This is a genomic window from Enterobacter cloacae complex sp. ECNIH7 (assembly GCF_002208095.1).
Lineage (GTDB): Bacteria > Pseudomonadota > Gammaproteobacteria > Enterobacterales > Enterobacteriaceae > Enterobacter > Enterobacter cloacae_M.
Genome location: NZ_CP017990.1, coordinates 3,104,353 through 3,128,118, shown reverse-complemented (window position 1 = coordinate 3,128,118; position 23,766 = coordinate 3,104,353). Strand labels below are relative to the sequence as shown.

General features: G+C 53.1%; 32 protein-coding genes and 1 pseudogene. 30 read left to right on the top strand and 3 right to left on the bottom strand.

What is annotated here, in order from left to right; translation table 11 throughout:
• Positions 1 to 122 precede the first annotated feature (122 nt).
• The gene (locus WM95_RS15475; RefSeq protein WP_063409484.1) at positions 123 to 986 is read left to right on the top strand and encodes an N-acetylmuramic acid 6-phosphate etherase; all 864 of its coding nucleotides are present in this window, start codon (positions 123 to 125) and stop codon (positions 984 to 986) included.
• A 55-nt stretch (positions 987 to 1,041) separates the two neighbouring features.
• Here the strand turns inward: WM95_RS15475 and ompC are convergent, their stop codons facing one another.
• Positions 1,042 to 2,217 (bottom strand): porin OmpC, encoded by a 1,176-nt coding sequence (gene ompC, locus WM95_RS15470; protein ID WP_063409483.1) that lies wholly within the window; start codon positions 2,215 to 2,217, stop codon positions 1,042 to 1,044.
• Positions 2,218 to 2,501: 284 nt separating this feature from the next.
• On the opposite strand from ompC, the gene WM95_RS15465 reads away from it, so the two are divergent.
• From WM95_RS15465 to WM95_RS15455, 3 genes are all read left to right on the top strand, one after another.
• Positions 2,502 to 3,203, top strand: a complete 702-nt coding sequence (locus WM95_RS15465; RefSeq protein ID WP_063409482.1) for a phosphohydrolase — start codon at positions 2,502 to 2,504, stop codon at positions 3,201 to 3,203.
• Positions 3,204 to 3,264: 61 nt separating this feature from the next.
• Positions 3,265 to 4,680 (top strand): DNA cytosine methyltransferase, encoded by a 1,416-nt coding sequence (locus WM95_RS15460; RefSeq protein WP_059445043.1) that lies wholly within the window; start codon positions 3,265 to 3,267, stop codon positions 4,678 to 4,680.
• The gene (locus WM95_RS15455) at positions 4,661 to 5,152 is read left to right on the top strand and encodes a very short patch repair endonuclease (RefSeq protein ID WP_063409481.1); all 492 of its coding nucleotides are present in this window, start codon (positions 4,661 to 4,663) and stop codon (positions 5,150 to 5,152) included. The genes WM95_RS15460 and WM95_RS15455 overlap by 20 nt, the downstream gene beginning before the upstream one ends.
• On the opposite strand, the gene yedA is transcribed toward WM95_RS15455, so the two are convergent.
• Positions 5,124 to 6,038, bottom strand: a complete 915-nt coding sequence (gene yedA, locus WM95_RS15450; protein WP_023312317.1) for a drug/metabolite exporter YedA — start codon at positions 6,036 to 6,038, stop codon at positions 5,124 to 5,126. The two genes, WM95_RS15455 and yedA, sit on opposite strands and share 29 nt — an antisense overlap.
• A 178-nt stretch (positions 6,039 to 6,216) precedes the next feature.
• Here yedA and WM95_RS15445 point away from each other — a divergent pair, with 178 nt between their 5' ends.
• From WM95_RS15445 to dgcQ, 3 genes and pseudogenes are all read left to right on the top strand, one after another.
• Positions 6,217 to 7,128, top strand: a complete 912-nt coding sequence (locus tag WM95_RS15445; RefSeq protein WP_063409480.1) for a DUF808 domain-containing protein — start codon at positions 6,217 to 6,219, stop codon at positions 7,126 to 7,128.
• A gap of 78 nt (positions 7,129 to 7,206) precedes the next feature.
• The gene (locus WM95_RS15440; RefSeq protein WP_023312315.1) at positions 7,207 to 7,389 is read left to right on the top strand and encodes a YodC family protein; all 183 of its coding nucleotides are present in this window, start codon (positions 7,207 to 7,209) and stop codon (positions 7,387 to 7,389) included.
• A gap of 73 nt (positions 7,390 to 7,462) precedes the next feature.
• A pseudogene (gene dgcQ / locus WM95_RS15435) lies at positions 7,463 to 8,296 on the top strand (cellulose biosynthesis regulator diguanylate cyclase DgcQ); the annotation flags it as partial.
• Positions 8,297 to 8,581: 285 nt separating this feature from the next.
• On the opposite strand, the gene WM95_RS15430 reads toward dgcQ, so the two are convergent.
• Positions 8,582 to 9,073 (bottom strand): DNA-binding protein, encoded by a 492-nt coding sequence (locus WM95_RS15430; RefSeq protein ID WP_088544847.1) that lies wholly within the window; start codon positions 9,071 to 9,073, stop codon positions 8,582 to 8,584.
• A 231-nt stretch (positions 9,074 to 9,304) separates the two neighbouring features.
• Here WM95_RS15430 and WM95_RS15425 point away from each other — a divergent pair, with 231 nt between their 5' ends.
• The 23 genes from WM95_RS15425 (at position 9,305) to WM95_RS15310 (ending at position 23,731) form a co-directional block, all read left to right on the top strand.
• Positions 9,305 to 9,541 (top strand): helix-turn-helix domain-containing protein, encoded by a 237-nt coding sequence (locus WM95_RS15425; RefSeq protein WP_023277393.1) that lies wholly within the window; start codon positions 9,305 to 9,307, stop codon positions 9,539 to 9,541.
• A complete protein-coding gene (locus WM95_RS15420) occupies positions 9,538 to 11,523 on the top strand; it encodes a transposase domain-containing protein (RefSeq protein ID WP_227009981.1) in 1,986 nt (661 codons plus the stop codon). Before WM95_RS15425 ends, WM95_RS15420 begins: the two co-directional genes overlap by 4 nt.
• 94 nt (positions 11,524 to 11,617) lie before the next feature.
• Positions 11,618 to 12,556, top strand: coding sequence for an AAA family ATPase (locus WM95_RS15415; protein WP_071445087.1), 939 nt, complete (start codon positions 11,618 to 11,620; stop codon positions 12,554 to 12,556).
• Positions 12,557 to 12,560: 4 nt separating this feature from the next.
• Complete coding sequence (locus tag WM95_RS15410) at positions 12,561 to 12,800, top strand: hypothetical protein (protein ID WP_057063588.1); 240 nt, start codon at positions 12,561 to 12,563, stop codon at positions 12,798 to 12,800.
• A 305-nt stretch (positions 12,801 to 13,105) separates the two neighbouring features.
• Positions 13,106 to 13,357 (top strand): hypothetical protein, encoded by a 252-nt coding sequence (locus WM95_RS15400; RefSeq protein ID WP_061068288.1) that lies wholly within the window; start codon positions 13,106 to 13,108, stop codon positions 13,355 to 13,357.
• A gap of 7 nt (positions 13,358 to 13,364) precedes the next feature.
• On the top strand, positions 13,365 to 13,892 hold the full coding sequence (locus WM95_RS15395) for a host-nuclease inhibitor Gam family protein (RefSeq protein WP_023277387.1): 528 nt from the start codon (positions 13,365 to 13,367) through the stop codon (positions 13,890 to 13,892).
• Positions 13,893 to 13,981: 89 nt separating this feature from the next.
• Positions 13,982 to 14,638, top strand: a complete 657-nt coding sequence (locus WM95_RS15390; protein ID WP_088545045.1) for a hypothetical protein — start codon at positions 13,982 to 13,984, stop codon at positions 14,636 to 14,638.
• Complete coding sequence (locus WM95_RS15385; RefSeq protein WP_088544845.1) at positions 14,616 to 15,143, top strand: gp16 family protein; 528 nt, start codon at positions 14,616 to 14,618, stop codon at positions 15,141 to 15,143. The genes WM95_RS15390 and WM95_RS15385 overlap by 23 nt, the downstream gene beginning before the upstream one ends.
• Positions 15,140 to 15,547, top strand: a complete 408-nt coding sequence (locus WM95_RS15380; protein WP_071445098.1) for a Mor transcription activator family protein — start codon at positions 15,140 to 15,142, stop codon at positions 15,545 to 15,547. Before WM95_RS15385 ends, WM95_RS15380 begins: the two co-directional genes overlap by 4 nt.
• Before the next feature lie 4 nt (positions 15,548 to 15,551).
• Entirely contained in the window at positions 15,552 to 15,875 is a 324-nt protein-coding gene (locus WM95_RS15375) for a hypothetical protein (protein ID WP_071445100.1), read from the top strand.
• 95 nt (positions 15,876 to 15,970) lie between these two features.
• Positions 15,971 to 16,561 (top strand): glycoside hydrolase family 108 protein, encoded by a 591-nt coding sequence (locus WM95_RS15370; RefSeq protein ID WP_057063581.1) that lies wholly within the window; start codon positions 15,971 to 15,973, stop codon positions 16,559 to 16,561.
• Between the two features lies 1 nt (position 16,562).
• Complete coding sequence (locus WM95_RS15365; protein ID WP_023277381.1) at positions 16,563 to 16,781, top strand: hypothetical protein; 219 nt, start codon at positions 16,563 to 16,565, stop codon at positions 16,779 to 16,781.
• Positions 16,774 to 17,181 carry a hypothetical protein gene (locus WM95_RS15360; protein ID WP_061549878.1) on the top strand — a complete coding sequence of 136 codons (408 nt, stop codon included), beginning with the start codon at positions 16,774 to 16,776 and terminating at the stop codon, positions 17,179 to 17,181. Before WM95_RS15365 ends, WM95_RS15360 begins: the two co-directional genes overlap by 8 nt.
• On the top strand, positions 17,169 to 17,777 hold the full coding sequence (locus tag WM95_RS15355) for a hypothetical protein (protein ID WP_023277379.1): 609 nt from the start codon (positions 17,169 to 17,171) through the stop codon (positions 17,775 to 17,777). The genes WM95_RS15360 and WM95_RS15355 overlap by 13 nt, the downstream gene beginning before the upstream one ends.
• Positions 17,774 to 17,980, top strand: coding sequence for a TraR/DksA C4-type zinc finger protein (locus WM95_RS15350; RefSeq protein WP_061549877.1), 207 nt, complete (start codon positions 17,774 to 17,776; stop codon positions 17,978 to 17,980). Before WM95_RS15355 ends, WM95_RS15350 begins: the two co-directional genes overlap by 4 nt.
• The gene (locus WM95_RS15345) at positions 17,981 to 18,286 is read left to right on the top strand and encodes a DUF2730 family protein (RefSeq protein WP_016239613.1); all 306 of its coding nucleotides are present in this window, start codon (positions 17,981 to 17,983) and stop codon (positions 18,284 to 18,286) included. It abuts the gene before it with no gap.
• Between the two features lie 12 nt (positions 18,287 to 18,298).
• Entirely contained in the window at positions 18,299 to 18,586 is a 288-nt protein-coding gene (locus tag WM95_RS15340; protein ID WP_016239612.1) for a VpaChn25_0724 family phage protein, read from the top strand.
• 2 nt (positions 18,587 to 18,588) lie between these two features.
• Positions 18,589 to 18,963, top strand: coding sequence for a hypothetical protein (locus WM95_RS15335; RefSeq protein ID WP_088544844.1), 375 nt, complete (start codon positions 18,589 to 18,591; stop codon positions 18,961 to 18,963).
• A complete protein-coding gene (locus tag WM95_RS15330; protein WP_088544843.1) occupies positions 18,956 to 19,234 on the top strand; it encodes a hypothetical protein in 279 nt (92 codons plus the stop codon). The genes WM95_RS15335 and WM95_RS15330 overlap by 8 nt, the downstream gene beginning before the upstream one ends.
• Positions 19,224 to 19,802 carry a DUF3486 family protein gene (locus tag WM95_RS15325; protein WP_023277375.1) on the top strand — a complete coding sequence of 193 codons (579 nt, stop codon included), beginning with the start codon at positions 19,224 to 19,226 and terminating at the stop codon, positions 19,800 to 19,802. The genes WM95_RS15330 and WM95_RS15325 overlap by 11 nt, the downstream gene beginning before the upstream one ends.
• Positions 19,799 to 21,382 carry a terminase large subunit domain-containing protein gene (locus tag WM95_RS15320; protein WP_088544842.1) on the top strand — a complete coding sequence of 528 codons (1,584 nt, stop codon included), beginning with the start codon at positions 19,799 to 19,801 and terminating at the stop codon, positions 21,380 to 21,382. The genes WM95_RS15325 and WM95_RS15320 overlap by 4 nt, the downstream gene beginning before the upstream one ends.
• Positions 21,382 to 22,950 (top strand): DUF935 domain-containing protein, encoded by a 1,569-nt coding sequence (locus WM95_RS15315; RefSeq protein WP_088544841.1) that lies wholly within the window; start codon positions 21,382 to 21,384, stop codon positions 22,948 to 22,950. The genes WM95_RS15320 and WM95_RS15315 overlap by 1 nt, the downstream gene beginning before the upstream one ends.
• A complete protein-coding gene (locus tag WM95_RS15310) occupies positions 22,943 to 23,731 on the top strand; it encodes a phage head morphogenesis protein (protein ID WP_088544840.1) in 789 nt (262 codons plus the stop codon). The genes WM95_RS15315 and WM95_RS15310 overlap by 8 nt, the downstream gene beginning before the upstream one ends.
• The last annotated feature ends 35 nt before the right edge of the window (positions 23,732 to 23,766 follow it).

Here is a 23,766-nt window from a genome sequence, read left to right as displayed (position 1 = left end):
GACGCGCTTTTCTTAAAGCCATGTAAAGGCGTGGATTTGGTCCCCTTTTCGTGACCCTCCTCGCAGGCCGTCTATATAAAACACTTTATAGTGTGTGGGTACTCATAATAAGGAGGCTGTTTATGAGCGTTATGCTTACCGGTTCGGTCAAGGAAAGACGGCACGCCAGCACGATGAATATTGATAGATTGTCCACGCTGGACATGCTGAAAGTCATTCACCAGGATGATGCACTCATTTCTGCTGCTATTACCCCCTGTCTAGATGCTATTGCCCGCGTGGTGGACAACGCCGCAGCGACGCTCAGCCACGGCGGTCGCCTGATTGTTGTTGGCGCGGGGCCATCAGGGCGCGTAGCGCAACAGGTTGCCGATGAATATGCGCCGGGCAAAACTCCTGTTATGGCCGTTACAGCACAAGAAGGGGAAGGGAGCTACGAGCGCGGCGTTGCCGATCTGCAGGCCATCAAGTTTGGTGAACGCGATATGATGCTGGCCGTGACCGTCAGCGGAAAAACGCCGTGGGTCTGGGGGGCAATGCGCCATGCGTGGTCGCTGGGTTCACCGGTCGCCATTGTTACCGGTGATGCGCAAAGCGAAGCCGCGCAGCTGGCAAGCATGGTTATCGCTCCGGAGCTGGGGGCCGATGTCGTCGCAGGCTATATCAACACTAAAGCGGGGATCGCGCAAAAAATGATCCTCTCGATGATCGCCACCGGGCTGGCCGTCCGCACCGGACGGGTTTACAGCAACCTGCGCGTGGATCTTGAGGCAGGCACAACCAAATGGGCTGAACGGCAAATTGCGATTGTAATGGAAGCGGGGGGATGCACTCGGGCCGAGGCAAAAGCCGCGCTGGCGAGCTGTAATCATAACTGTAAAACGGCGGTATTGATGGTGCTGACAGGGCTGGATGCATGGAAAGCCCATGAGCTGCTGGCGCAGAATAACGGGTTTATTCGCGTGGCGCTGCAGGAAGCGCCGTAGTACAAATAGTGAAGAAATAAAAAGGCCGCAATTGCGGCCTTTGGTATTTTGGGGATTAGAACTGGTAGGTCATGCCTACGCCAACGATGTCATCAGTTGAGATGCCATTGGCTTCGTAGAAGCGATCGTCGTTGTCCAGCAGGTTGATTTTATAATCAACGTAAGTCGAGAAGTTTTTGTTGAAGCTGTAGGTCATACCGAGATCGATATAGTTCACCAGATCCTGATCAACGTAGTTGTATGTATTACCTGGGTTGTAATCATTGCCGCCAATGTCTTTACCTTTGGAGTAAACCCATGCCAGAGACGGACGCAGGCCGAAGTCGAACTGGTACTGCGCTACGGCTTCAAAGTTCTGCGTTTTGTTGGCGATACCAACCGTCTCACCGCTACCAAATGGCGTCATATTGCGGGTTTCCGCATACATCATGGCCAGGTAAACACCTTGCGCATCATATTTTGCGCCAATGGTCCAGGCTTCAGCGCGTTCGCCTCCTGCATATGGGCTGTAGCGGTTGTCGTTACCTGCACCGTATGCAACCTGTGTGTTCGTGCGGTCGGAAGATGAATATGCCGCACCCAGGCTCAGACCGAAGTCAAAATCATAGGTGGTAGACATGCCGAAACCGTCGCCGTTCTGGAAACGAACATCGTCATGGCCGTTTTTCGTGCCTTCCTGATCTTCTGTTGCATCCTGGCCTTCGTTCGTACCCTGATACTGCAGCGCGAAATTCAGACCCTCAACCAGACCGAAGAAATCCTGGTTACGGTAGGTGGCCAGACCGTTAGCACGACCGTTCATAAAGTTATCGGTCCAGGTGTAAGAGTCACCGCCAAATACAGGCAGCATATCGGTCCAGGCTTCAACGTCGTACACGACGCCGTAATTACGACCATAATCAAATGAGCCGTATTCGCCATATTTCAGGCCAGCATACGCCAGGCGGTTGAACGATTTGTTACCCGCGCCTTCGGTATCGTTAGCGAAGGTTTTGTATTCCCACTGACCGTAACCGATCAGGTCGTTAGCGATCCGGGTTTCGCCTTTGAAGCCAACCTGCACATAGGTTTCGTCGCCGTCGTCGCCGGGGTTGTCAGAGAAGGTATGACGCGCGTCGACTTTGCCGTACAGGTCAACTTTGTTGCCGTTTTTGTTGTACATTTCAGCCGCATTGGCTGCGCCTGCCATTAATAACGCGGGTACCAGAATTGCCAGAACTTTTCTTTTCATTATATATTCCCTTTAAATATAATTTACATGAATATATGTAATCACCCTCCGTAATTACAGGCTTGATACTATTCCAGGGAATGTTATTTAGTTTCGAAAATAAATGTAATTAAATTCTAATAAATATTTCCAAATATTTCTATTAATCTCTTTATTTTTCGTGTGAATTAATTCATTGAATTTATATGGTGTAATTATTATTAAGTATTTCGTGATTCTATTTTTAAATTGATTTAATTCGTCTATGTTATAATTCATGCACTTTTGAACAACAGGATATGACGATGGAACTTGTCCGGTGGCAGCAGCGATTTGAGCGCTGGCTCGAGGAAAACCACAGCACCGACGATACCGCACATGATATTTCGCATTTTCGTCGGGTCTGGATGACGGCGCAAAAAATCATGGCTGACCAGGCGGTGGAGCCGCTGGTGATCCTGACCGCATGCTATTTCCACGATATTGTCAGCCTGCCGAAAAACCATCCCGAACGCGGCCGGTCATCCCAGATGGCAGCGCGCAGGACGTGTGACATTCTGCGCCGCGACTTCCCTGATTTTCCGCCAGAGCACGCAGCCAGCGTCGCGCACGCGATTGAGGCGCACAGCTTCAGCGCCGGGATTGCGCCGCAGAGCCTGGAAGCCAAAATTGTGCAGGACGCAGACCGGCTGGAAGCGTTAGGCGCTATCGGTCTGGCGCGCGTCTTTGCCGTCTCGGGCGCGCTGGGCGTGCCGCTTTTTGATGCTGACGATCCCTTTGCCGATGCGCGTATCCTTGACGATCGTGCGTTTGCCCTGGACCATTTTCAGACCAAGCTGCTGCGATTGCCTGATACAATGCAAACGGAAATGGGCCGCGAGCTGGCACGTCACAATACCGATTTCCTGATCCAGTTTATGGCGAAACTCAGTGCCGAATTACACGGTGACTGCATCGGGCTGGATAGCCAGGTGTTGAGCCGCTTCCGTCGCAGTTTGCGCAACTGAACTGTGGTAATCTGTTCCCAGTCTTTACTCTCCGGTTAAAAGAATGCAGGAAAATCTATCAGTGACAGAGCCCGCGCCCGAGCAGGCTGAGAAATCAACGGCAACGGTGCAGGCGTTGCTGCACCAGCTGTTGGATATCTATGATGCTAAAACGCTGGCCAATATGCTGGTGGCGCACGGCGAGAGCCACTGGAGCCCGGCGATCCTTAAGCGTCTGCTGACCAGCGAACGCGCAGGGCGTCGCCTGAGTGAAGGCGAGTTTCGTTATCTGCAAAACCTGCTTCCGCGTCCTCCTGTCGCGCATCCGAACTATGCCTTCCGCTTTATCGATCTGTTTGCCGGTATCGGCGGTATCCGACACGGTTTTGAAGCTATCGGCGGACAGTGCGTGTTTACCAGCGAGTGGAACAAGCATGCCGTCCGGACCTACAAGGCCAACTGGTACTGCGATCCGCACGAGCATCATTTCAACGCGGATATCCGCGATGTGACCCTGAGCCATAAAAGCGGCGTGAGCGATGAACAGGCCGCCGAGCACATTCGCCAGACGATCCCGGCGCATGACGTGCTGCTGGCCGGCTTCCCTTGTCAGCCCTTCTCGCTGGCCGGTGTCTCCAAAAAGAATGCACTCGGACGCGCCCACGGTTTTGCCTGCGATACCCAGGGAACGCTGTTTTTTGATGTGGCGCGCATCATCGATGCCTGCCGCCCGGCCATCTTTGTGCTGGAAAACGTCAAAAATCTAAAGAGCCACGACGGCGGAAAAACCTTCCGCATTATCATGCAGACCCTGGATGAGCTGGGTTATGACGTGGCCGACTCGCAGGACATGGGCGCGGACGATCCCAAAATCATTGATGGGAAACATTTTCTGCCCCAGCATCGCGAACGTATCGTGCTGGTGGGTTTCCGCCGCGATCTCAATCTCAAGGGGGATTTCACCCTGCGGGATATCCCGTCTCTGTATCCCGAGCGTCGTCCTACCGTGGCCGATCTGCTGGAACCTGTCGTTGACGCGAAATTTATTCTTACCCCGGTGCTGTGGAAATACCTCTACCGCTATGCCAAGAAACATCAGGCGAAGGGCAACGGCTTCGGTTTTGGAATGGTAAACCCCAACGATCCGCACAGCGTGACCCGCACGTTGTCCGCTCGATACTATAAGGACGGGGCAGAGATCCTGATCGACCGAGGCTGGGACAAGGCGCTGGGTGAAAAAGATTTCGACGATCCGCACAACCAGCGTCACCGTCCGCGACGCTTAACGCCGCGGGAATGCGCCCGGTTAATGGGATTTGAGACCCCGCAGGGCTACCGCTTCCGCATTCCGGTTTCGGATACTCAGGCGTACCGCCAGTTTGGTAATTCGGTGGTGGTTCCCGCGTTCGCGGCCGTGGCAAAACTGCTGGCCTCGCGCATCAGACAGGCGGTGGCACTCCGTCAGGGTGAGGCCGTCAATGACGGATGTGCACGATAAGGCCACGCGCAGCAAAAATATGCGTGCCATCGGCACGCGTGACACCGCCATCGAAAAGCGCCTGGCCGGGCTGCTGACGCAGGCGGGGTTTGATTACCGCGTGCAGGATCCCGCGCTTGCGGGTCGCCCGGATTTCGTCATCGACGCCTGGCAGTGCATCATCTTTACCCACGGCTGTTTCTGGCATCACCACGACTGCTACCTGTTTAAGGTCCCCGCGACGCGCACCGATTTCTGGCTGGATAAAATTGGCAAGAACGTCGAGCGCGACAGCCGGGATCTCAGCGCGCTGATTGCGCAGGGCTGGCGGGTGCTGATCGTCTGGGAGTGCGCGCTGAGAGGCAGATTAAAACTGAACGATACCGATCTGACCGAACGGCTGGAAGAGTGGATCTGCGGCGGCGGCCAGACCGCGCAGATCGACACGCAGGGTATTCACCTGCTTAAGGTTTCTCCACCTCGCAAGGCGTGACCACAGGTTTTGCGGGCAGTAAATATTTGCCCAGGGTGACCAGCACGACGGCAAACACGATGATCCCTAAAGCAATCCATTCCACAGGTGAGAGCGTTTCTCCCCCCAATCCCGTTCCGAGCAGCACGGCCACGACCGGGTTGACGTAGGCATAGCTGGTCGCGACAGCCGGGGAGACGTTGCGGATCAGGAACATATAGGCGTTAATGGCGATGATGGAACCAAACAGCGCCAGGTAGCCTACCGCCAGAAAGCCCGACAGAGGCGGCAGGGTCGTCAGCTTTTCTCCCGTCAGCGTGGAGGCGAGCAGCAGCACAATTCCGGCGGCAAGCATTTCAATCGCCCCCGCCATCATGCCGGTCGGCAGTTCGATACGCGAACCGTAGACGGAACCAAACGCCCAGCTCATCGAGCCAATCAGGATGATGATTGCGCCCCACGGATTCCCGCTCAGGTTACCGCCGCTGTTCAGCAGAATGATGCCGGCAAGGCCAATACCAATCCCCAGCCATTCCAGCTTGCGGGTGCGGATACCAAAAAGGCGGCTAAAGCAGAGGGTAAATAGCGGTACGGTGGCAACGACCACGGCGGCGATCCCGGACGGTACGTTCTGGTGCTCGGCAATCGTTACAAACCCATTTCCCACCGCCAGCAGCAGCAGGCCGATCAGGGCGGCATTCATCATCGGGCGCAGCGGGGGAAGTTTATGCCCGCGCAGCAGCAGGAAGGCCAGCAGCAGCACGCCAGCCGAGAGAAAGCGGATGCCAGCCATCATCAGTGGCGGCCAGCTTTCCACGCCGATGCGAATGACAAAGTAGGTTGAGCCCCAGATGATGTACAGCGAAAAGAGTGCCCCAATGAGCGGTAGCAATTGCCGGAAACGCATAATCCCTCACGACGAAATAAAAAGGTCGCTGATAGTAAACGCGAAAACTATCGCGCTGGCGAGCCCTTTAATTGTGTAGCTGATGTGAATTTTTTGTTGACGTGAGGTGGGTGTTTCCGGGTTTGCGCTTTTGCTCCATACTATTCACTTAATTACCAAAAAATGAAGGATTACGATTTTGGCAGGAAGTAGCTTATTAACATTGCTGGATGATATTGCGACCTTACTGGATGACATTTCAGTGATGGGGAAACTGGCGGCGAAAAAAACCGCAGGCGTGCTGGGAGATGATTTATCGCTTAACGCCCAACAGGTTAGTGGGGTGAGGGCTAACCGTGAACTGCCGGTGGTGTGGGGCGTGGCGAAAGGCTCCTTCCTGAACAAGGTGATTCTGGTGCCGCTGGCGCTGTTGATCAGCGCGTTTATTCCCTGGGCCATCACGCCGCTGCTGATGATTGGCGGGGCGTTTCTCTGCTTCGAGGGTGTGGAGAAGGTGCTGCACTCCTTTAGCGCGCGCAAGCAGAGCGATACACCGGAGGTGCGCCGGCAGCGTCTTGAAGCGCTGGCCGCGCAGGATCCGAAAACCTTCGAGCGCGATAAGGTCAAAGGCGCTATTCGGACCGACTTTATCCTGTCTGCGGAGATTGTTGCCATCACGCTGGGCATCGTGTCTGACGCGCCGCTCCTGAATCAGGTCCTGATCCTCTCCGGCATCGCCATTCTGGTCACCGTCGGCGTCTACGGCCTGGTGGGACTGATCGTCAAGCTGGACGATATCGGCTACTGGCTGGAAGAGAAATCGATCGCGGTGGCAAGAGGCATCGGCAAAAGCCTGCTGGTGCTGGCCCCGTGGCTGATGAAGAGTTTGTCGGTGGTAGGCACGCTGGCGATGTTCCTCGTGGGCGGCGGGATCGTGGTTCACGGTATCGCGCCGCTGCACCATGCTATCGAACATTTCTCCTCGGCGCAGGGGGCTCTTGTCGCCGCAATTCTGCCCACGCTGCTGAATCTGGTGCTGGGCTTTATCATTGGCGCTATCGTGGTTGCGGCAGTGAAGCTGGTTGAAAAAATACGCGGCACGTCGCACTAATTGTTACCCGTTGTGGGATGCAAAAAGACCATTCCTCGTCTAAATTGAAACAGTTTCACCCTGATACAGGAGGCAGGTATGGTCTTTTTGGTCAGTGATGAAGTTAAGCCTAAGAAGGGCGGCCCACGTATGATTGTGACCGGGTATTCCAGCGGAATGGTGGAATGTCGGTGGCACGATGGCTATGGCATCAAGCGGGAAGCATTTCGTGAAGATGAGCTTCAGCCGGGGGACGGGCAGCACCAGCGGGACAAGGCTTAATCACATAACGCCCGGCTTTGCCGGGCGTTTTTATCTCCAGTACCGGGTGTAAGGCAGCGATCAGGGAGTGTGTGTGCAGCGCGATACCTTTGTTGTAAGAGAATCCTTTTTGCAATGGCTGCATAAGCGTAGCAATCCGGGGTTGATTGTTAATCTCTGTTTTCTGGTCGTTCTGGTATTTTCGACTCTACTGACCTGGCGCGAGGTGGTGGTACTGGAAGAAGCGTACATCTCCAGCCAGCGTAACCATCTGGATACGGTGGCCAGTTCGCTGGACAGGCAGCTGCAGAACAGCGTGGACAGGATGCTGCTGTTTCGTCAGGGCATGCGCGATGCAATCCAAACGCCGCTGGCATTTGATGTACTCCAGAACGCGGTATCACGCTTTAGCTCACTCCGCATGCTACCTACCTGGCAGCTTGCCGTTGATAAAAAACGCACCCTTCCCATTAACGGTGTCTCGGATGCATTCGTCGAGAAAACCACGTTTCTGAATCGTGACGCTGAGCGCCTCAGCCACGAGATTTCTGCCGCGCTCGAAGTGGGGTATCTGCTCAGGCTGGCGTCGTCGAGAGCGCAAACGGAAGCGCGCGTGATCTACGTCTCCCGCGCGGGATTTTTCATTTCCACGGATACGCCGGACCAGGCGGGCGATATTACCTCCCGCTATTACCATCTTGTCACGCAGTCCTGGTTTACCCAGCAGTCAGAGCGGAACAATCGCGCGCGCGCGGTGCGCTGGTTTATCTCTACCCCGTCATCCTGGACCAATGATGAACGTACGATTACCGCCAGCGTCCCCATCTATTTCGATCGTTACTGGTATGGCGTCGTGGCGATGGATTTTACGCTTAGCACGATGCAGCGCCTGCTGGCCGATGCGACGGAAGACCGAACGGAAGGTGAGTAGTGACAGTGATGTGTGGATCAAACTGAGTAACCGGAAACAACCGGGAGTTCGAGGGAACAAACGGGAGGAAACCTTGAGTGGCAAGGCTTAACGGTAGGTAAAGCTAGTCAACTGGTAGAAAACCACCCAATATGACATTTTTAGATCGTTCGACAACAAAGTTAAAAAGGTGTCATATATAGTTAGATCGTACCGCCGACTGTTTAATGGGATTTAAATTCGGTTTAAAACGTTATCACATGGAGGTTCAAAACAAAGCCAGCCAATTGGACATTTCTGTAATCAGCCAGCCTTGTTTTGCGTGCTTACGTTCGACGCTGGGCTATCCTTTTCAACGGAATCACATTGTCCGAAAATCTCTTTCTGTCGGACCGGATTTGAATCAGATAACTCAAGCACCGCAGGCATAAGCATCTTTAAGCCACCAGTGATAAATATCTCCATAACAGCTTCACGTTGGGCTTCAGTCATCCCCTGATAAATCATCATCCAGAGTGCTTGCTTCTCATCATTTGCTAAGCCACTTTTTGTCTTGAAATCCTCAACTCCCATAGATGGCTGTCCTTTGTTGCTATACCCAAGATAATTTTGGGTCCGTGCAGGCAATATCGATATATGGTATTCCGTGGCTTTAGTCCCTCCTCGTTTCCGCCGCACTCCGTCCAGCCCCTCAGCGAGTTTTTCTAACTGCTTACGGACATTGGATACTCCACTTGGAAATCCGGGCATCCCCGCACACTCTTGAGCCGTAAACCAAGTTTGCACATTCATCATTACCTCCTGCCTCCGATTTTTTCTAGCTCACAAAAAATTCGATTCGATTTTTTAAGGTGTGAAAACATGCTTTCACCAAAATCAAAGACTTATATTTGATTTATCAAGGTTTGATAAAATCAACAAAAGACCGATAAAAAGATTGAATTCGATTTTTTGTGTGTTATATTTTTACACGTAAAGGTGAACAGTTTAGTTCACCGCAACGAGTAAATATTTAAGGATCGCAGAATGATGACCAAAAGCCAAGACTGGCACCCGGAAGACATCAAAGCAGCGATTAGAAAACGCGGAATGACAACCAGTCAGTTATCCCGTTGTCATGGGTTAGCGGAATCAACATTACGTAACGTATTCCGTCACCACTGGCCCAAAGGGGAGAAAATTATCGCTGACTTTCTCAACATGGAGCCATCAGAGATATGGCCTTCGCGTTATCAGAATCTGACTGTTAAAGAGGTTGCATGATGGAGTTTTGGGTATCAGTGAAAGAATGTGTTGGCGTCTGTGGTTTCCCACAGGCTGAATCTAATGCGCGGAAAAAACTTGAGGATCTGGTTTGCGGTCGCAGTGAGCTACGCCGCAAACGTGCCGGCACCAAAGCATTTGAATACCACATATCAGTATTGCCACCAGAAGTTCGTGCTGAATTGCTGGCTGGCCGTGGGCTGATTGAAACCTCATCCGGCCTCATTACTCTGCCGAGAGAGCCGGAACGTGTGGCTGCTGATGATCTTGATCGTCAGCGTCTCTGGTCAGCCTGGGAGAAAGCGACTGGCGAACAGCGACTGCATGCAGAGCGTCGCACGAAAGCTGCTGCGCTGGTGGCTGAGCTGATGGCATCAGGTGTTGGTAATCGCAAGGCGATTACTCTGGCCGCAAAGCAATTACAAATTAGTGAAGGGACGCTGCGCAATCTGTACTACAAAGTGAAGGACTTCAGCCCTGACCTCTGGGGACCGGTACTGCTCGATCGCCGCGTCCGCGAAAAACGCGTGACAGGACGTTCGGCTGAAATCTCTGATGATGCATGGCAATTCTTCCTGGGCGATTATCTGCGCAACGAAGCACCGTTTTTCTCCAAATGCTATGAACGGCTGGAAATCGCCGCAGAAACACATGGCTGGACCATACCGGCTGAACGTACCCTGCGTCGTAAGCTGGAACGTGAAGTTGATCCGCGCATTGTCGTTGCCACCCGTGAAGGTGAAAACGCGCTGGCGCAGATGCACCCATCTCAACAGCGCACCGTCGCGCAATTGCATGCGATGGAATGGATTAACGGTGACGGTTATCAGCACAACGTGTTTGTCCGCTGGTTTAACGGTGAAATCATCCGTCCCAAAACATGGTTCTGGCAGGACGTCCACAGCCGCAAAATTGTCGGCTGGCGGGCTGATGTATCAGAAAACAGCGACAGTATCCGCCTGTCACTCATGGATACGCTGAAAACCTACGGGAAACCCCAACACATCACGATAGACAACACCCGTGCTGCGGCGAACAAATGGCTGTCTGGTGGCGTTCCTAACCGCTACCGGTTCAAAGTCCGTGAGGATGATCCGATGGGGATTATCCCGCTGCTGGGTATCAAGCTGCACTGGACCGGTGTTATTGGTGGTAAAGGCTGGGGCCAGGCTAAACCCGTAGAACGTGCCTTTGGTGTGGGTGGTCTGGGTGAATACATTGATAAACACCCGGCACTGGCTGGCGCATTTGCCGGTGAAAATGTCAGTTCCAAACCAGAGAACTACGGCAGCCGCGCTGTTGATGTTGAGACCTTTATGGAAATTATCAGTGAAGGTGTCGCCATGTTTAACAGGAAAACCCAGCGTAAAACGGAAATGTGCCGGGGTGAACTGTCCTTCGATCAGGCTTTTGAACAAAGCTACAGCCAGGCTGTGATCACCCGTTTAACTGAAGAACAAATCCGCCAGTTCATGCTGCCGGCAGAGTCGGTTCGCGTGAAACCCACCGGAGAATTCACGATGGAAAGCGGCGGCTCCCTGTTTGGCCGCAAGAACACTTACTGGAGTGAGCAGCTTGTCAGCCACCGCTCCCGCAAAATTACAGTCCGTTTTGACCCGCGTAACCTTCACAGTGAAGTGGCCTGTTACGACCTTGATGGCCGCTTCCTCTGTATGGCGGAATGCCGCGCCGCAGTGGCGTTTGGTGATACCGAAGCTGGTCGTGAACACAACCGCGCCCGCCGTGAAATGATGCGCAGCACCAAAAAAGCAGCGAAGGCGCTGAACCGTATGACAGCGATAGAAGTTAACGACCTGCTACCGAAGACAGAGCATGCGGAGTTGCCGGAACGTCATGTTGTTGAGCGTGTATTCAATATGGGTAATACCGTCAGACGTGTGGAGGAAATACAGGACACGCAAACCGAGAATGATGTGATTTTTCAGACATTCGTTAATAAAGCGAAACAGTCGCAGAAATAAAAAAGCGACGTTGCGAGCGCCGCTTTGAACTAAGTGAATCAGTTTTAACACCTGATTAAGTACAGGCCATTTGAAAAATACAGGATTAATAATCATGACGCAAATTAACCATGATGTTGTGCGTAGTGCCATTCGTGAATTAATTGACAGCAAGGCGATTTCAGGCGCAGCTCTGGCACGTGAAACCGGCACCTCAACGGCTACGGTTTCTCAGTTTCTGAACGGGAAATATAAGGGCGATAACGATACGGTTGCCGCCAGCCTGAATACCTGGCTGGAAAGCCACACCGCCGCGAAAACCTCGCTGCCAGTGGCTCCGGATTTCGTTGAAACACCGACCTCACAAAAAATTCTCGCCACCCTGACGTGGGCGCAACTGGCCGGAACGATTGTGCTGGTTTACGGCAATCCGGGCGTCGGTAAAACAAAAGCCATCAGACAGTATGCAGCGACAGGCAACAACGTCTGGCATATCACCGCCAGTAAGTCCCGCAGCAACGAACTGGAAACGCTGTACGAACTGGCGCTGAAGATGGGGATTGCTGATGCACCATACCGTCGTGGCGCATTGTCCCGTCTGTTACGCCAGCGCCTGCCGGATACGCGTGGTCTGATTGTCGTGGATGAAGCTGACTGGCTGAGTCTGGATGCTGTTGAAGAATTGCGAATTCTCCAGGAGGAATGCGGCGTTGGTCTGGCGCTGGTCGGAAACCATAAAGTCTACGACCGCCTGACAGGAGGACAACGCAGTGTGGATTTCGCCCGTCTGTTTTCCCGCGTATCTAAAAAATACGTCATCAATACCGTCTCAGCCGGTGATGTGGACAGTTTTTGCGATGCCTGGCAGGTCAGTGGACAGGAGGAACGGAAACTGTTGAAGATGATCGCCCGTCGTCCCGGTGCTCTCCGTTCTCTGTCTCACATCCTCCCGCTGGCGGGGATTTACGCACAGGGCAAGGGTGAGACCATCGGCACGTCACACATCCAGTCCGCGATGCTGGAACTGGGTCACAGTAATCTGAACGAGGAATAACGCCATGATTACTGAACGTATTGCAGAACACATCAGCATGGCTGAAGCGGCGCAGGACTGGCTTCGCTCCCGTGGTAGCCGTGTCACTGACGTTCGGGTTTTCATGCGTCGTCCGTTGCTGGAGATTGCCTGCCCGCCATCAGAGCTGGTGCGTAGTGCATCCCGTATATCGGAAACACACAACGGCGGCACCCGCTCCGTCTGGGTAGCCAGTCTGGAAGGATGCAGGATTATCTGGAGGTAAGTATGTGCTGGAGTACGGGGAGAGCATGGTCACGCGAAGAACTCCTTATTCTGGAACAGAACGCGGGAAAGGTAAGTGTAAGCGGTCTGGCGCTGCAACTGGGGCGCTCTAAACAGTCAGTGCAGAATTGCGCCATTCGGCAGGGTCTTTCACTGCGCATCAGAGCGGGAAATGAAGACGACGCATATTTGTGTCGTGAGCTTTACAGGGAGGGACTGACCATCTCGGTTATCGCCGAAAAAATGGAAATGTCCCGTAGTCAGGTATTTAACATTATTTATAGAGGCAGTTAACGGAGGTATGAAATGGCTAAACAGGTAATCACCATTATCCTCGAAGATGATGCGGTAATTAAGGACGGGGAAATGGTTAAAACCAGTGAGAACTCAGGAAAACTCGCTATCAGTTTTCACCTTAACAACGCCAATGATGATGGTTCATTTTCGTATCTGGTTGCGGAAGGACTGTCAGCTATTTTTCCAATGGCTATCCAGCAGGTCACTGAATTTGCAAAACAGAAAGTTGATCTGGATAACCGTAAAATTATTAAACACTGAGGTTTATATGAAAGCACCCAAAAAGCCCCGTGCAAAATCAGCCGCTGCTGTCGCCGTTCCTCAATGCCGCGATGACGTAATCAGCGACATCCGCAAGATTGGCGATATTACCCGTGTCATTCTGCGTCGTGAAACTGAACTGAATGACAAAATAGCGGCCCTGACAAATGATGTTGCGCCCGGCATTGAAGCGCTTAAAAAAGAGCTTGGTCGTTTGCAGGCTGGCGTTCAGACATGGTGTGAAGCCAACCGTGCAGAGCTGACGAAAGACGGCAAGACCAAGACTGCTAACCTGACAACGGGTGAGGTCCGCTGGCGTAAACGACCACCCAGCGTCACCATTCGCAAAGTTGAAGATGTTATTGCGTTACTCAAGAAATTCAGCCTGGGAAAATTTCTTCGCAATAAAGAGGAAATTAATAAAGAGGCAATTCTGGCATCACCAAATGAAGTTAAGGGAATTGCAGGAATATCCATTAAATCAGATGTCGAGGATTTTGAAATAATCCCATTTGAACAAACTGTAACTGATTAATTAACTTTCTTTGATTCTCAGAATTTTAATACGGCATGCCTGCCGGGGCTTCGTGCACCCGCAGGCAACTAAAGATGGAGTTTAAGCGAATGACCAGGCATACGATTATCAATATCCAGCAGATACGTGACGATATCTGCAAACGTAAAGCAATGCCGCCATTTGGCCCCGATACCAGTATTAATCGTCTTAAAACTATCAATGAGACTCAGCGCAGTTTTACTCCTGAAGTCGTGGAATCGTTGCTGGGTGAAATAGACGTCCTGTCAAAATCAGAATGGACACTGGCGGATGAACTGGTCAAGGCCCAAAAACGCATAGCAGAACAGGAACGCATTAACACCGCTCAGGATGATCACATCAATCAGCAGGCAGACCGTATCGAATGTCTGGAAAAGAAAAACAACGATCTGGGCAAAGCTATTGGGGCCGCACCGCCATCGCTTTCACTGTCACCAGCAACAACTGATGTTCTGGCCGAGCGCCAGCGGCAGACATCGGTTAAGGGATACACTACACAGCAGGACGACACATATATTGAAGGTGAGCTGGCCGCAGCGGCTATTAGTTACATAGAGCCTTTGGCGGCTGAAGAATACTGGCCTGCTGACTGGCATGATGACAGTTTCAAACCATCAGACTATCGTCGAAATTTAGTGAAAGCATGTGCGCTTTTGATTGCAGAAATTGAGCGCATTGACCGTCAGTCGGAGGGAAATCACGATGAGCCGCGCATCCCTGATTAAGTTAATCCATGTTGCCCGCCGCAATCTACAGCTGGACGATGACACCTACCGTTCTGTACTGATGCGAGTGACGGGAAAGCAAAGCTGTCGTGACCTGAGAGTCGGCCAACTGGAGGATGTGCTGAAGACTCTGGAGGACAAGGGGTTTAGACGCACCCGACCCCGTTCTCCGGCTCGCCGTCATCGTGAGACAGATATTACCGCAAAGGTCCGCAGCATCTGGCGACAGATGCATCTTGATGGGTTTATCCGTGATGGCAGCGATACCGCACTGGATACGTTCGTCGCGAAGATGACTGTCAGAACCAACAAAGGTAAAGGTATCGCCAGCCTGGCATGGTGCCGTGGCGATAATCTTCTGATGGTGCTGGAAAGCCTCAAGCAATGGCATCTGAGAGAAATGACAGAGGCGCTGAGTCCGCGAGACCTGGCATTTCAGGATAATCGGGGTTATGACGCCATCAACAGCCTGTATTCCAGTAAAGTAAGAAAGGTGCGCACATGAGCGAAAAGCAGAATGACCTGTTTGGTGATATCCAGGATGACAGCATTCTGGAGCACCTGGACGATGACAGTTCGGCGGAAACTGTGCGTTTCCCTGCACTGCTGACAGAACTGAATACGCTGCTGCGTGGCGAACTGACAAAGCATGGCGTTGACCCACGTATCTCTCTGGAGCTGGTTTACGCGATTAGCTGTCAGATTGGCGGTATGCAGATTTATTTCCCACGCGGCCAGACTCTTGAGTCATTGATTCGTGATATGAAAATCTGGCGAGATTTCAATGGCAGAAACATCACAGAGTTGGTTGAGCGTTACCGTGTTACCTATAAAACGGTGTATAAAGCAATCCGGAGAATGCGAAAATTAGAGCAAGGTAAGAGACAACTTTCATTGAATATGGAGTGATGAAATGGATGCAGGGGTTATCATCGATATAATTTTTGTCGTATGTGTATTTTGGGTGTTCTTCGATGCGGCTAACAACCATATCGGTAGCTATGTGGTTGGTGAGGGCATCGAGAAGGGACGTCGGAAAGGGTTCCATCCCGTTGTTTGGGCTGCTTTGAGCATGTTTATATTCCCTTTTTTTTGGTATTTGATTACAAGAAAATCTTTGTTGGCTACAGCGAAGGAATATCCTGCAACGACCGATAAAAGTATAAGTTTTATTATTCTCTTTTTATTGGTATCAGGATTGTTTATCTATACCTATAAAGATTATTTATTCTATTAAGTCATACCAATACAATGAAGCCGGTTAATCCGGCTTTTTTTTCGTCCGGCACATGATGGAAGGGAAATCTAACCCACTTCCAAAGGTGCCGTTTTATGAGCAACACCCCCGATTCTCCCGCATTTCGCAATGCTCTTGCTTTCGTGCTCAGCGCAGAACGCGGATATGTCAATGACCCCACTGACCGTGGCGGTGAAACCAACTTCGGTATATCAGATAAACGCGACGGTGTTGCCGATGGCATGACCGACGTTAATGGCGATGGCAAGCCTGATACCCGTATTCGTGATTTAACGGTTGAACAGGCCGGACAGATTTACTTCCGTGACTACTGGTATCCCGCGTATTGCCAGTTTTGGCCGGATGATATCGCCCTGTTTGTCTTTGACTCGGCCGTCCAGCATGGCGTCAAAAAGGCTGTCCAGTTGCTTCAGGAAGCTGCCGGTTTCACCGGCAAAAGCGTTGACGGTATCGCCGGTAAAAACACCCGCGCAGCCGTTGAGCGTGCTGACCCTGACTGGCTGCTGAACCGGCTGCTTCTGCGTCGTTCCCGCTATTACGCCGACATCATCAAATCAAACCCTTCACAGGGCAAATTCCTCAACGGCTGGTTTAACCGCCTGGACAACCTCGCTGACGCCTGTCGTGAGATTTCCGGTGTCCGCTATTCGGTAGCCCGGAGCTGATATGGGCAAGGGATGGGACGCTTCGCTGAAACAGGGACGACGTGACCGGCTGCGGCAGGAAGTGCTTCACCGAATGGCAGGCGGCCCCGTCCCTGTTCCGACAAGTTATGCAGGTCATGACGGTACACACGCCAGTTACTACATGCGCGGCTGGTCATCCGTCGATATCAGAGACATCGTCTGGCAATGCCAGCGATACAAGGAAAAACATAATGTTTAAATCGTTTAGCTGCGACTGGTTAAAGCTGGCGCTGGTACAGGTTTTGCGCTCCGGATGGAGCATTGTCATTCTCGTCGGCCTGTCGCTGTTCATCTGTAGTTTCACAGGCCGCCAGGCATTTATGGTCTGGTGGCTGGCGCTCTCTGGTGTGGTCCTGGTCGGGTTCAGCATCTTTCTTGGCAATCTGCCGTACAGGCTTCTTAAACCTGAAATGCATATCAGCCGGCATGCCTGTTTCTGGTCATGGGTTGTCTGGGGCGTTGGGTTCGTTCTTATCTGCCTGAGTCCACTTTATGCCAGCCCGCTGTACCTGCTTTTCCTGGAACCACTCGGCGCAGCCACTGGATTTCTGTTCTGTCAGTGGGTTTCACGTAAGGGGCTGCTTGTATGGATCCAGTAACTCTCACCACCATTGCCTCCGTTCTGATGAAGGCCGGGCCGTCTTTGCTGCGTACCGTGGGCGGCTGGTTCGGTGGCGACACGGCCAGAACGGCAGATTCTGTGGCGGGGATCGTTGAGAACGTCAACAGCGTCATTAACCCGCAGGACCAGCAGCGAGTGCTTGAGCAGAAACTGGCGGCGCTGCCGCCGGAACAGTTCGTCCAGCTCCAGTCACTGAAAGTCCAGATTGAGCAATTCCAGCTCGAGCGGGACAAAGCCGTACTGGCTGACCGTCAGGCTGCTCACCATGAACAGCAGGAAACCATCCGTAACGGGGACAACGCCACGGATGAATATGTCCGTCAGACCAGACCGCTGATGGCGAGGCTGTCGCTCTACAGCAGCATTGCGTATGTGATGCTGATGTCAGTGGGTCAGCAGGCTGGCGCGGTATCCGGTGCTTTTGGTCATGCCTTCTCCATGCCATCACCGGACTGGGATATCGCACTCATGCTGGCGACACCGGCGCTCGGGTATCTCGGTTTTCGTACCCTTGACGGGTTCGCCCGGTACAGCAAATCCAGCAAACACAAAACGATGGCGGCGGGTAAATGACGGATGAACTGGACAAGGCCAGCGGCCTTGAGATGGCAGACCGTGAACGGGCATTAAATGCCCTGTTAAACAGGGTTAAAGAATCTCCTGATACTCCAGGTCACTGCAACGACTGTGGTGACGAAATTGACCCGAAACGACTGGCGGCCATGCCGGATGCCGTGACCTGCATTGACTGCCAGACAATCAGGGAGACGGCATAAATGGAATGGGAAACCGTAAGAAGTAACTGGGCTGTCATCTGGGCCGGACTGATGTCCGGTATCAATATTATCCACCTGCTGCTGGTGAAAACCTATGCCCGCCGGGAAGAGATGGAGAAAGTTAACAGCCGGATGAGTGCACTTGAAAAGGCCATCGACGGAATGCCGTCGCGACAGGAACTCCACCAGTTGCAACTGGATATGAGCAACCTGCGCGGCGAAATACGGGAGTTCTCCGGAATGCTCCGGCAGGCCACACGTATCAGCGATCTGTTGCTGGAAAACGAACTGAAGGAAAAAAATTAAGAGGCTATGAGCATGCAAGAAATCCTCAACAGCGACCAGCGTCTGGTCATTCTGCGCTCACTGGTGGAGTGCGGAGACAGTGCAAACGAGTCCATTCTACAGACCTGCCTTCAGACTTACGGCCACCGGGTTTCCCGTGACACCGTCCGTACCCTCCTTGCGTGGCTACGTGAACAGGGACTCGTCACCCTGTCAGATGTCTCCGGGTGTTACGTCGCCGGCATAACAGGACGCGGTGAAGATGTGGCCTTCGGGCTGGCGACGGTCCCCGGCGTCAAAAAACCACGTGCGCGGGAGTGACGATGGAACGGGCCAGAATACTTCAAATGTTAATGACTTGCCGCCAGCAGGCGGAACAGTTGCGCCGCCTGTCAGGTCTGGCAGGACTTCGGGAGTCCGGTGAAATAGGCATGTCAGCAAATGCGCTTTTTCAGGTCGCTGTGATCATTGAATCCCTTATCAGTGCAAATGAAAAAGCACTGGAAGGCATTGCCCGGCTGGACCGCTCTGAAACCCAGCTTATCGGAGAGCGCGATCAGGTCATCGCCGCACTGGACAGCATGTATGAGGCTGTAACCGGTGCGCCCCCGGAGTGGAGCAACGCATTTGGTTTTACGGATGCGATTAACGATGTGACAGAGCGTATTTTTGAACTGGAGAACATCAGCCATGACTAAAGCCCTTAAGCCACTGAGCAGCAGCCAGCACGACATTATCCGGAAAATGGCCGCCATTCTCGTCTGTGCGGAAATTGAAGTCAGAGCCATTGCGCCGCAGTTTGAAAAATCGACGGGTAAAAAATACAACTCCGAATCCGCTGATTCGTATCTGAACACATTCCTCAACAGCAATCCGGAATACAAACGCGTCTGGAAGTTGCTGCTGAAAGACAAATCCAGCGTTGAACGTGACTTCCTGGAACGGATGAGGAGGGAGAATGGCAAGTGAACGCCAGACGCGCGGACGACCTTCAAAGATTGATTTGCTCCCGGATGCGGTCCGGGAGCAACTGCATCAGATGCTGCGCGATAAACGACATACCCAGGAAGAAATCCGCGAAGCTATTAACGAGCTGATCAACGAATATAACCTCCCGGAGGACATGCAAATCAGTCGTACCGGTCTGAACCGCTACGCAAGCCGCATGGAAACGATGGGGTCAAAGATTCGCGCTTCACGCGAGATGGCTGAAATATGGGCCTCAAAACTTGGCTCTGCGCCGACGTCAGATGTCGGGAAGTTACTGCTGGAGTTTGTCAAAACACTGGCCTTTGAAACCTCAATGGACATGGCTGACAGCGGTAAGAGCGTTGAGCCAAAAGCGCTGGGTCAGCTTGCACTTGTCGCCCAGCGACTGGAAGCCGCAGCGATGGCAAGCCACAAACGCGAGAAAGAGATCCAGCAGGAGTTTGCGAAAAAAGCCGCTGCGGCCGCAGAGACCATCACCCGTTCTGCCGGACTGTCTGCTGAGACAGCGGCTGATATCAAACGCCAGATTCTGGGGATTGCAGAATGACGACGATGACGCCGGACAGAACACTCACCAGTCAGTCCGCTGCGGCTATCCTGTCGGGCGAGTTCGACAAAAGCCAGCTACTGCTTCCCTACCAGAAACGGTGGATTGCTGACTCCTCTCAACTGAAGATTGCTGAGAAGTCGCGTCGTACCGGTCTGACATGGGCGGAAGCGGCTGACGCGGCCTTGAACGGCTCAATGTCGGTGGAGGCCGGCGGGTGCGACACGTTCTACGTCGGTACGACGAAAGACATGGCCCGTGAGTTTATTGATGCCTGTGCCATGTGGGCGAAAGCCTATGACCGCGCCGCGTCCGGCATTGGTGAAGAAGTGCTGAAGGATGAAGACAAAGATATCCTGGTCTATGTCATCCAGTTCGCCAGTGGCTATAAAATCAAGGCGCTGTCGTCTAACCCGTCGAACCTGCGTGGTATGCAGGGTAACGTCATCATTGATGAGGCCGCATTCCAGGCTGACCTTGCAGCGGTACTCAAGGCAGCACTGGCGCTGACAATGTGGGGGAATAATGTTCGCCTAATCTCCACCCACAACGGTATTGATAATCTGTTTAACACCATCATCACCGACAGCCGGGCCGGGAAAAAACGCTACTCTGTCCATCACGTTGATATTGAAACGGCCATTGCTGAGGGGCTGTATCAGCGCATCTGTCAGGTCACAAAAAAAGTCTGGTCTGTGGAGGCCGAAGCGGAATGGCTGACTAACCTGCTGAGCGACACGGCCACAGAGGAAGATGCCCGCGAGGAATACTACTGCGAGCCGAAGAACGGCGGTGGCGTCTATATCGCACGTTCCCTGCGCGAACGCGCGGCCAGAGGTCCGACCGTTGTCCTGCGCTTCACCGGTACGGCTGATTTTAACGCGATGCCGGACGGACTGCGCCGTGTGGACATGCAGGAATGGCTGGAGACGGTCGTACTTCCCGAACTGGAGAAACTGCCGCAGAACCTGCGCCACTGTCTGGGGGAGGACTTTGCGCGTAACGGTGACCTGACCGTGTTTGCGCCTGTGACAGTCAACGATGACACGACGCGCAACGTCCCGTTCCTGGTGGAACTCAGCAATGTGCCATTTAAACAGCAGGAACAGGCGCTGTTTTATATCTGTGATCGTCTTCCCCGCCGCGACGGCATCAAGCTCGATGCACGGGGTAACGGTCAGTATCTGGCAGAACAGGCGGCGGAAAAATACGGTGATGAAGTTGAGCAGGTGCAGCTTTCCGTCAAATATTACCGGGAAAACATGCCCCGGTTCCGTGCGGCATTCGAAGACAATGAACTGGTACTGCCAAAGCATGAAGATGTGATCACCGATCTCGGCGCTATTCAGCTTTATCGCGGCGTACCTGGCATTGATGATGCACGCACTACCGGCACCGATGGCCGCAAGCGTCACGGTGACTCCGCTATCGCTATTTTTCTCGGTTTCCTCGCCAGTCGCGAGGACTGCCGGCGTTATGAAGTCCACAAGTTAAAGAAACCTTCCCGACCCGATGAGCGTAATGAACACCGTCAGGTCCGCATCACACGGGGTCTTAAAAATCAGCGGGGATTACTCTGATGTTTAAACAACTAACCGGAGCCGTTCGCCGGCTGTTCAGTCCTGCCACGGGGGAAGTTGTCACCGTGAACAAGGACGAGCTGAAGCAGACGCAATCCGCAGCGGCGGTAATGAGTGTACGTTCCCCCTCGGCAGGCATCAGCGTTGCCAGTACGCTGAGTCCCGGCAGGCTTGCTGGGATCTTACGTAATGCAGCCGATGGTCATGCGCGTGATTTCTTCATCATGGCGGAAGAACTGGAGGAGCGTGACCTCCACTACGCCAGCGTTTTACGTACCCGCAAGCTGACGGTTTCCGGGATTGAACCTTCGGTGGAAGCCGGGAGCGATTCCCCTCGTGATGTGGAAATCGCAGATGATATCCGTAATCTCATGGCGCAACCGCAGGTTCCTGAACTGCTGTTCGATCTGCTGGACGGGCTTGGTAAAGGGGTTGGCGTCTGCGAAATCCTCTGGAATACCAGCACCACACTCTGGAAACCCCGCGATTATGAATGGGTTGATCCGCGCTTCCTGAAACCTGACCGGGAAACTCTGCGTGATTTCAGGCTACTGACGGACAGGAACCCCATTGATGGTGAACCATTGTCACCGGGGAAATTTATCGTCCATAAACCCCGCCTGAAATCTGGTCTGCCCTTGCGTAACGGTCTGGCGCGTCTGGTGGCCGTTATGTATATGCTCAAGTCCTACACCGTCCGGGATTGGTGGGCGTTTGCTGAAAAATTTGGTATCCCGATTGTGGTGGGTAAATACGGCAACAATGCCAGCCCGGAACAAATCCAGACATTGCTGGATGCGATTGCATCACTGGCATCAGATGCCGGCTGCGCAATCCCCGATTCGATGAAACTGGAGATGCAGGAAGCGGCGAGCCGTAACAGCGGTGGCACTCTCTTTAAAGAGATGGCCGAATGGTGTGACGCGCAGATTAGTAAGGCCGTACTGGGGCAGACCATGACCACCGATGACGGCAGTTCACGTGCTCAGGCGGAAGTCCACAATGGTGTGCGTATGGACATCGCCAAATGGGATGCCTGGCAGTTATCCAACACGCTGTCTGAATTCCTTGTCCGTCCCTATGTGGATATGAATTACGGGCCACAGGAGCATTACCCCCGCGTCGTTCTGCGCATCAGCAAACCGGAAGACCTTAAGGTACTGGTGGATGCACTGTCGCCACTGATTGACCGGGGTATGGAAGTTCAGATGTCAGAGATCCGTGACAAATTCGGGCTGTCTGAACCTGAGAAAGGCGCAAAAATTCTGACACCAACGGCGCAAATGGCTAACCCACTACCGGCCATGAACCGTGAGCAGACTGCACTTAACCGCAGCCAGCCTGACGCCCTTGATATGATGGTGGATGACGCCATGAAAGACTGGCAGCGTACCGGCGATGCGTTCACCAGTCCGGTGCTTGAGCTGGCAAAGAACTCTGACAGTTTTGAATCCTTTCTTGCTGGCCTGCCGGCGCTTCAGAAAGAACTTGATGCTGATGAGTTTGCGACGCAGCTGGCGATGCTCTGTTTTAAAGCCCGAACGCTGGGAGATGTAAACGATGGCTAAGCCGGTCAGCGATAAATACAACATTATTCCCCAGGAAGCACTGACCTGGCTGAAGGCGAAAAAGCTGAAGCCGGGATTTGATTATCGTGATGTCTGGATGGAAGAACACAGCATCGGCTTTACTGTGGCGAAAATGACGCAGCTTGATTTGCTGGCGGATGTCCGTCAGCTCGTGGAGGACGCGCTGGAGAGCGGCCAGACCTTTGAGCAGTTTCGCGAAGTTCTTAAACCTCTGCTCGTCAAACGTGGATGGTGGGGACAGCAACTGATGGATGACCCACTGACCGGTGAAACCCGTACTGTTCAGCTCGGCAGTGACCGCCGGATGCGCGTTATCTACGACACCAATATGCGGACAGCCCGCGCGGCGGGACAATGGCAGCGTATTGAACGGACCCAACGGGCAATGCCTTATCTTGTCTACACCGTCGGCCCCTCACGTGAGCACCGTGCAGAGCATCTTCGCTGGAAGGATGTCTGCCTGCCGGTGGATCATCCGTTCTGGCGAACACACATGGGGCCGAACGGCTGGGGCTGCAAATGCGGTACGCGGCAAATCAGCCGGTATGAGTATGAGCAGATGAAGGCCAACGGCACTATCAACACGGAAGCCCCTGAAGTCCGCACGGTCAGGTGGGTTAACAAACGCACTGGCGAAGAAGAGACCATTCCGGAGGGGATTGATCCCGGCTGGGCGTACAACCCCGGAATCTCCCGCAGTCGCGAGCTGGATGAACAGCTACGCAGAAAACAGGAAGCGTTTGACAGTCATTCGCCATAAAGATAAAAACCATCCCACAACGCGCGTGGCGGCAT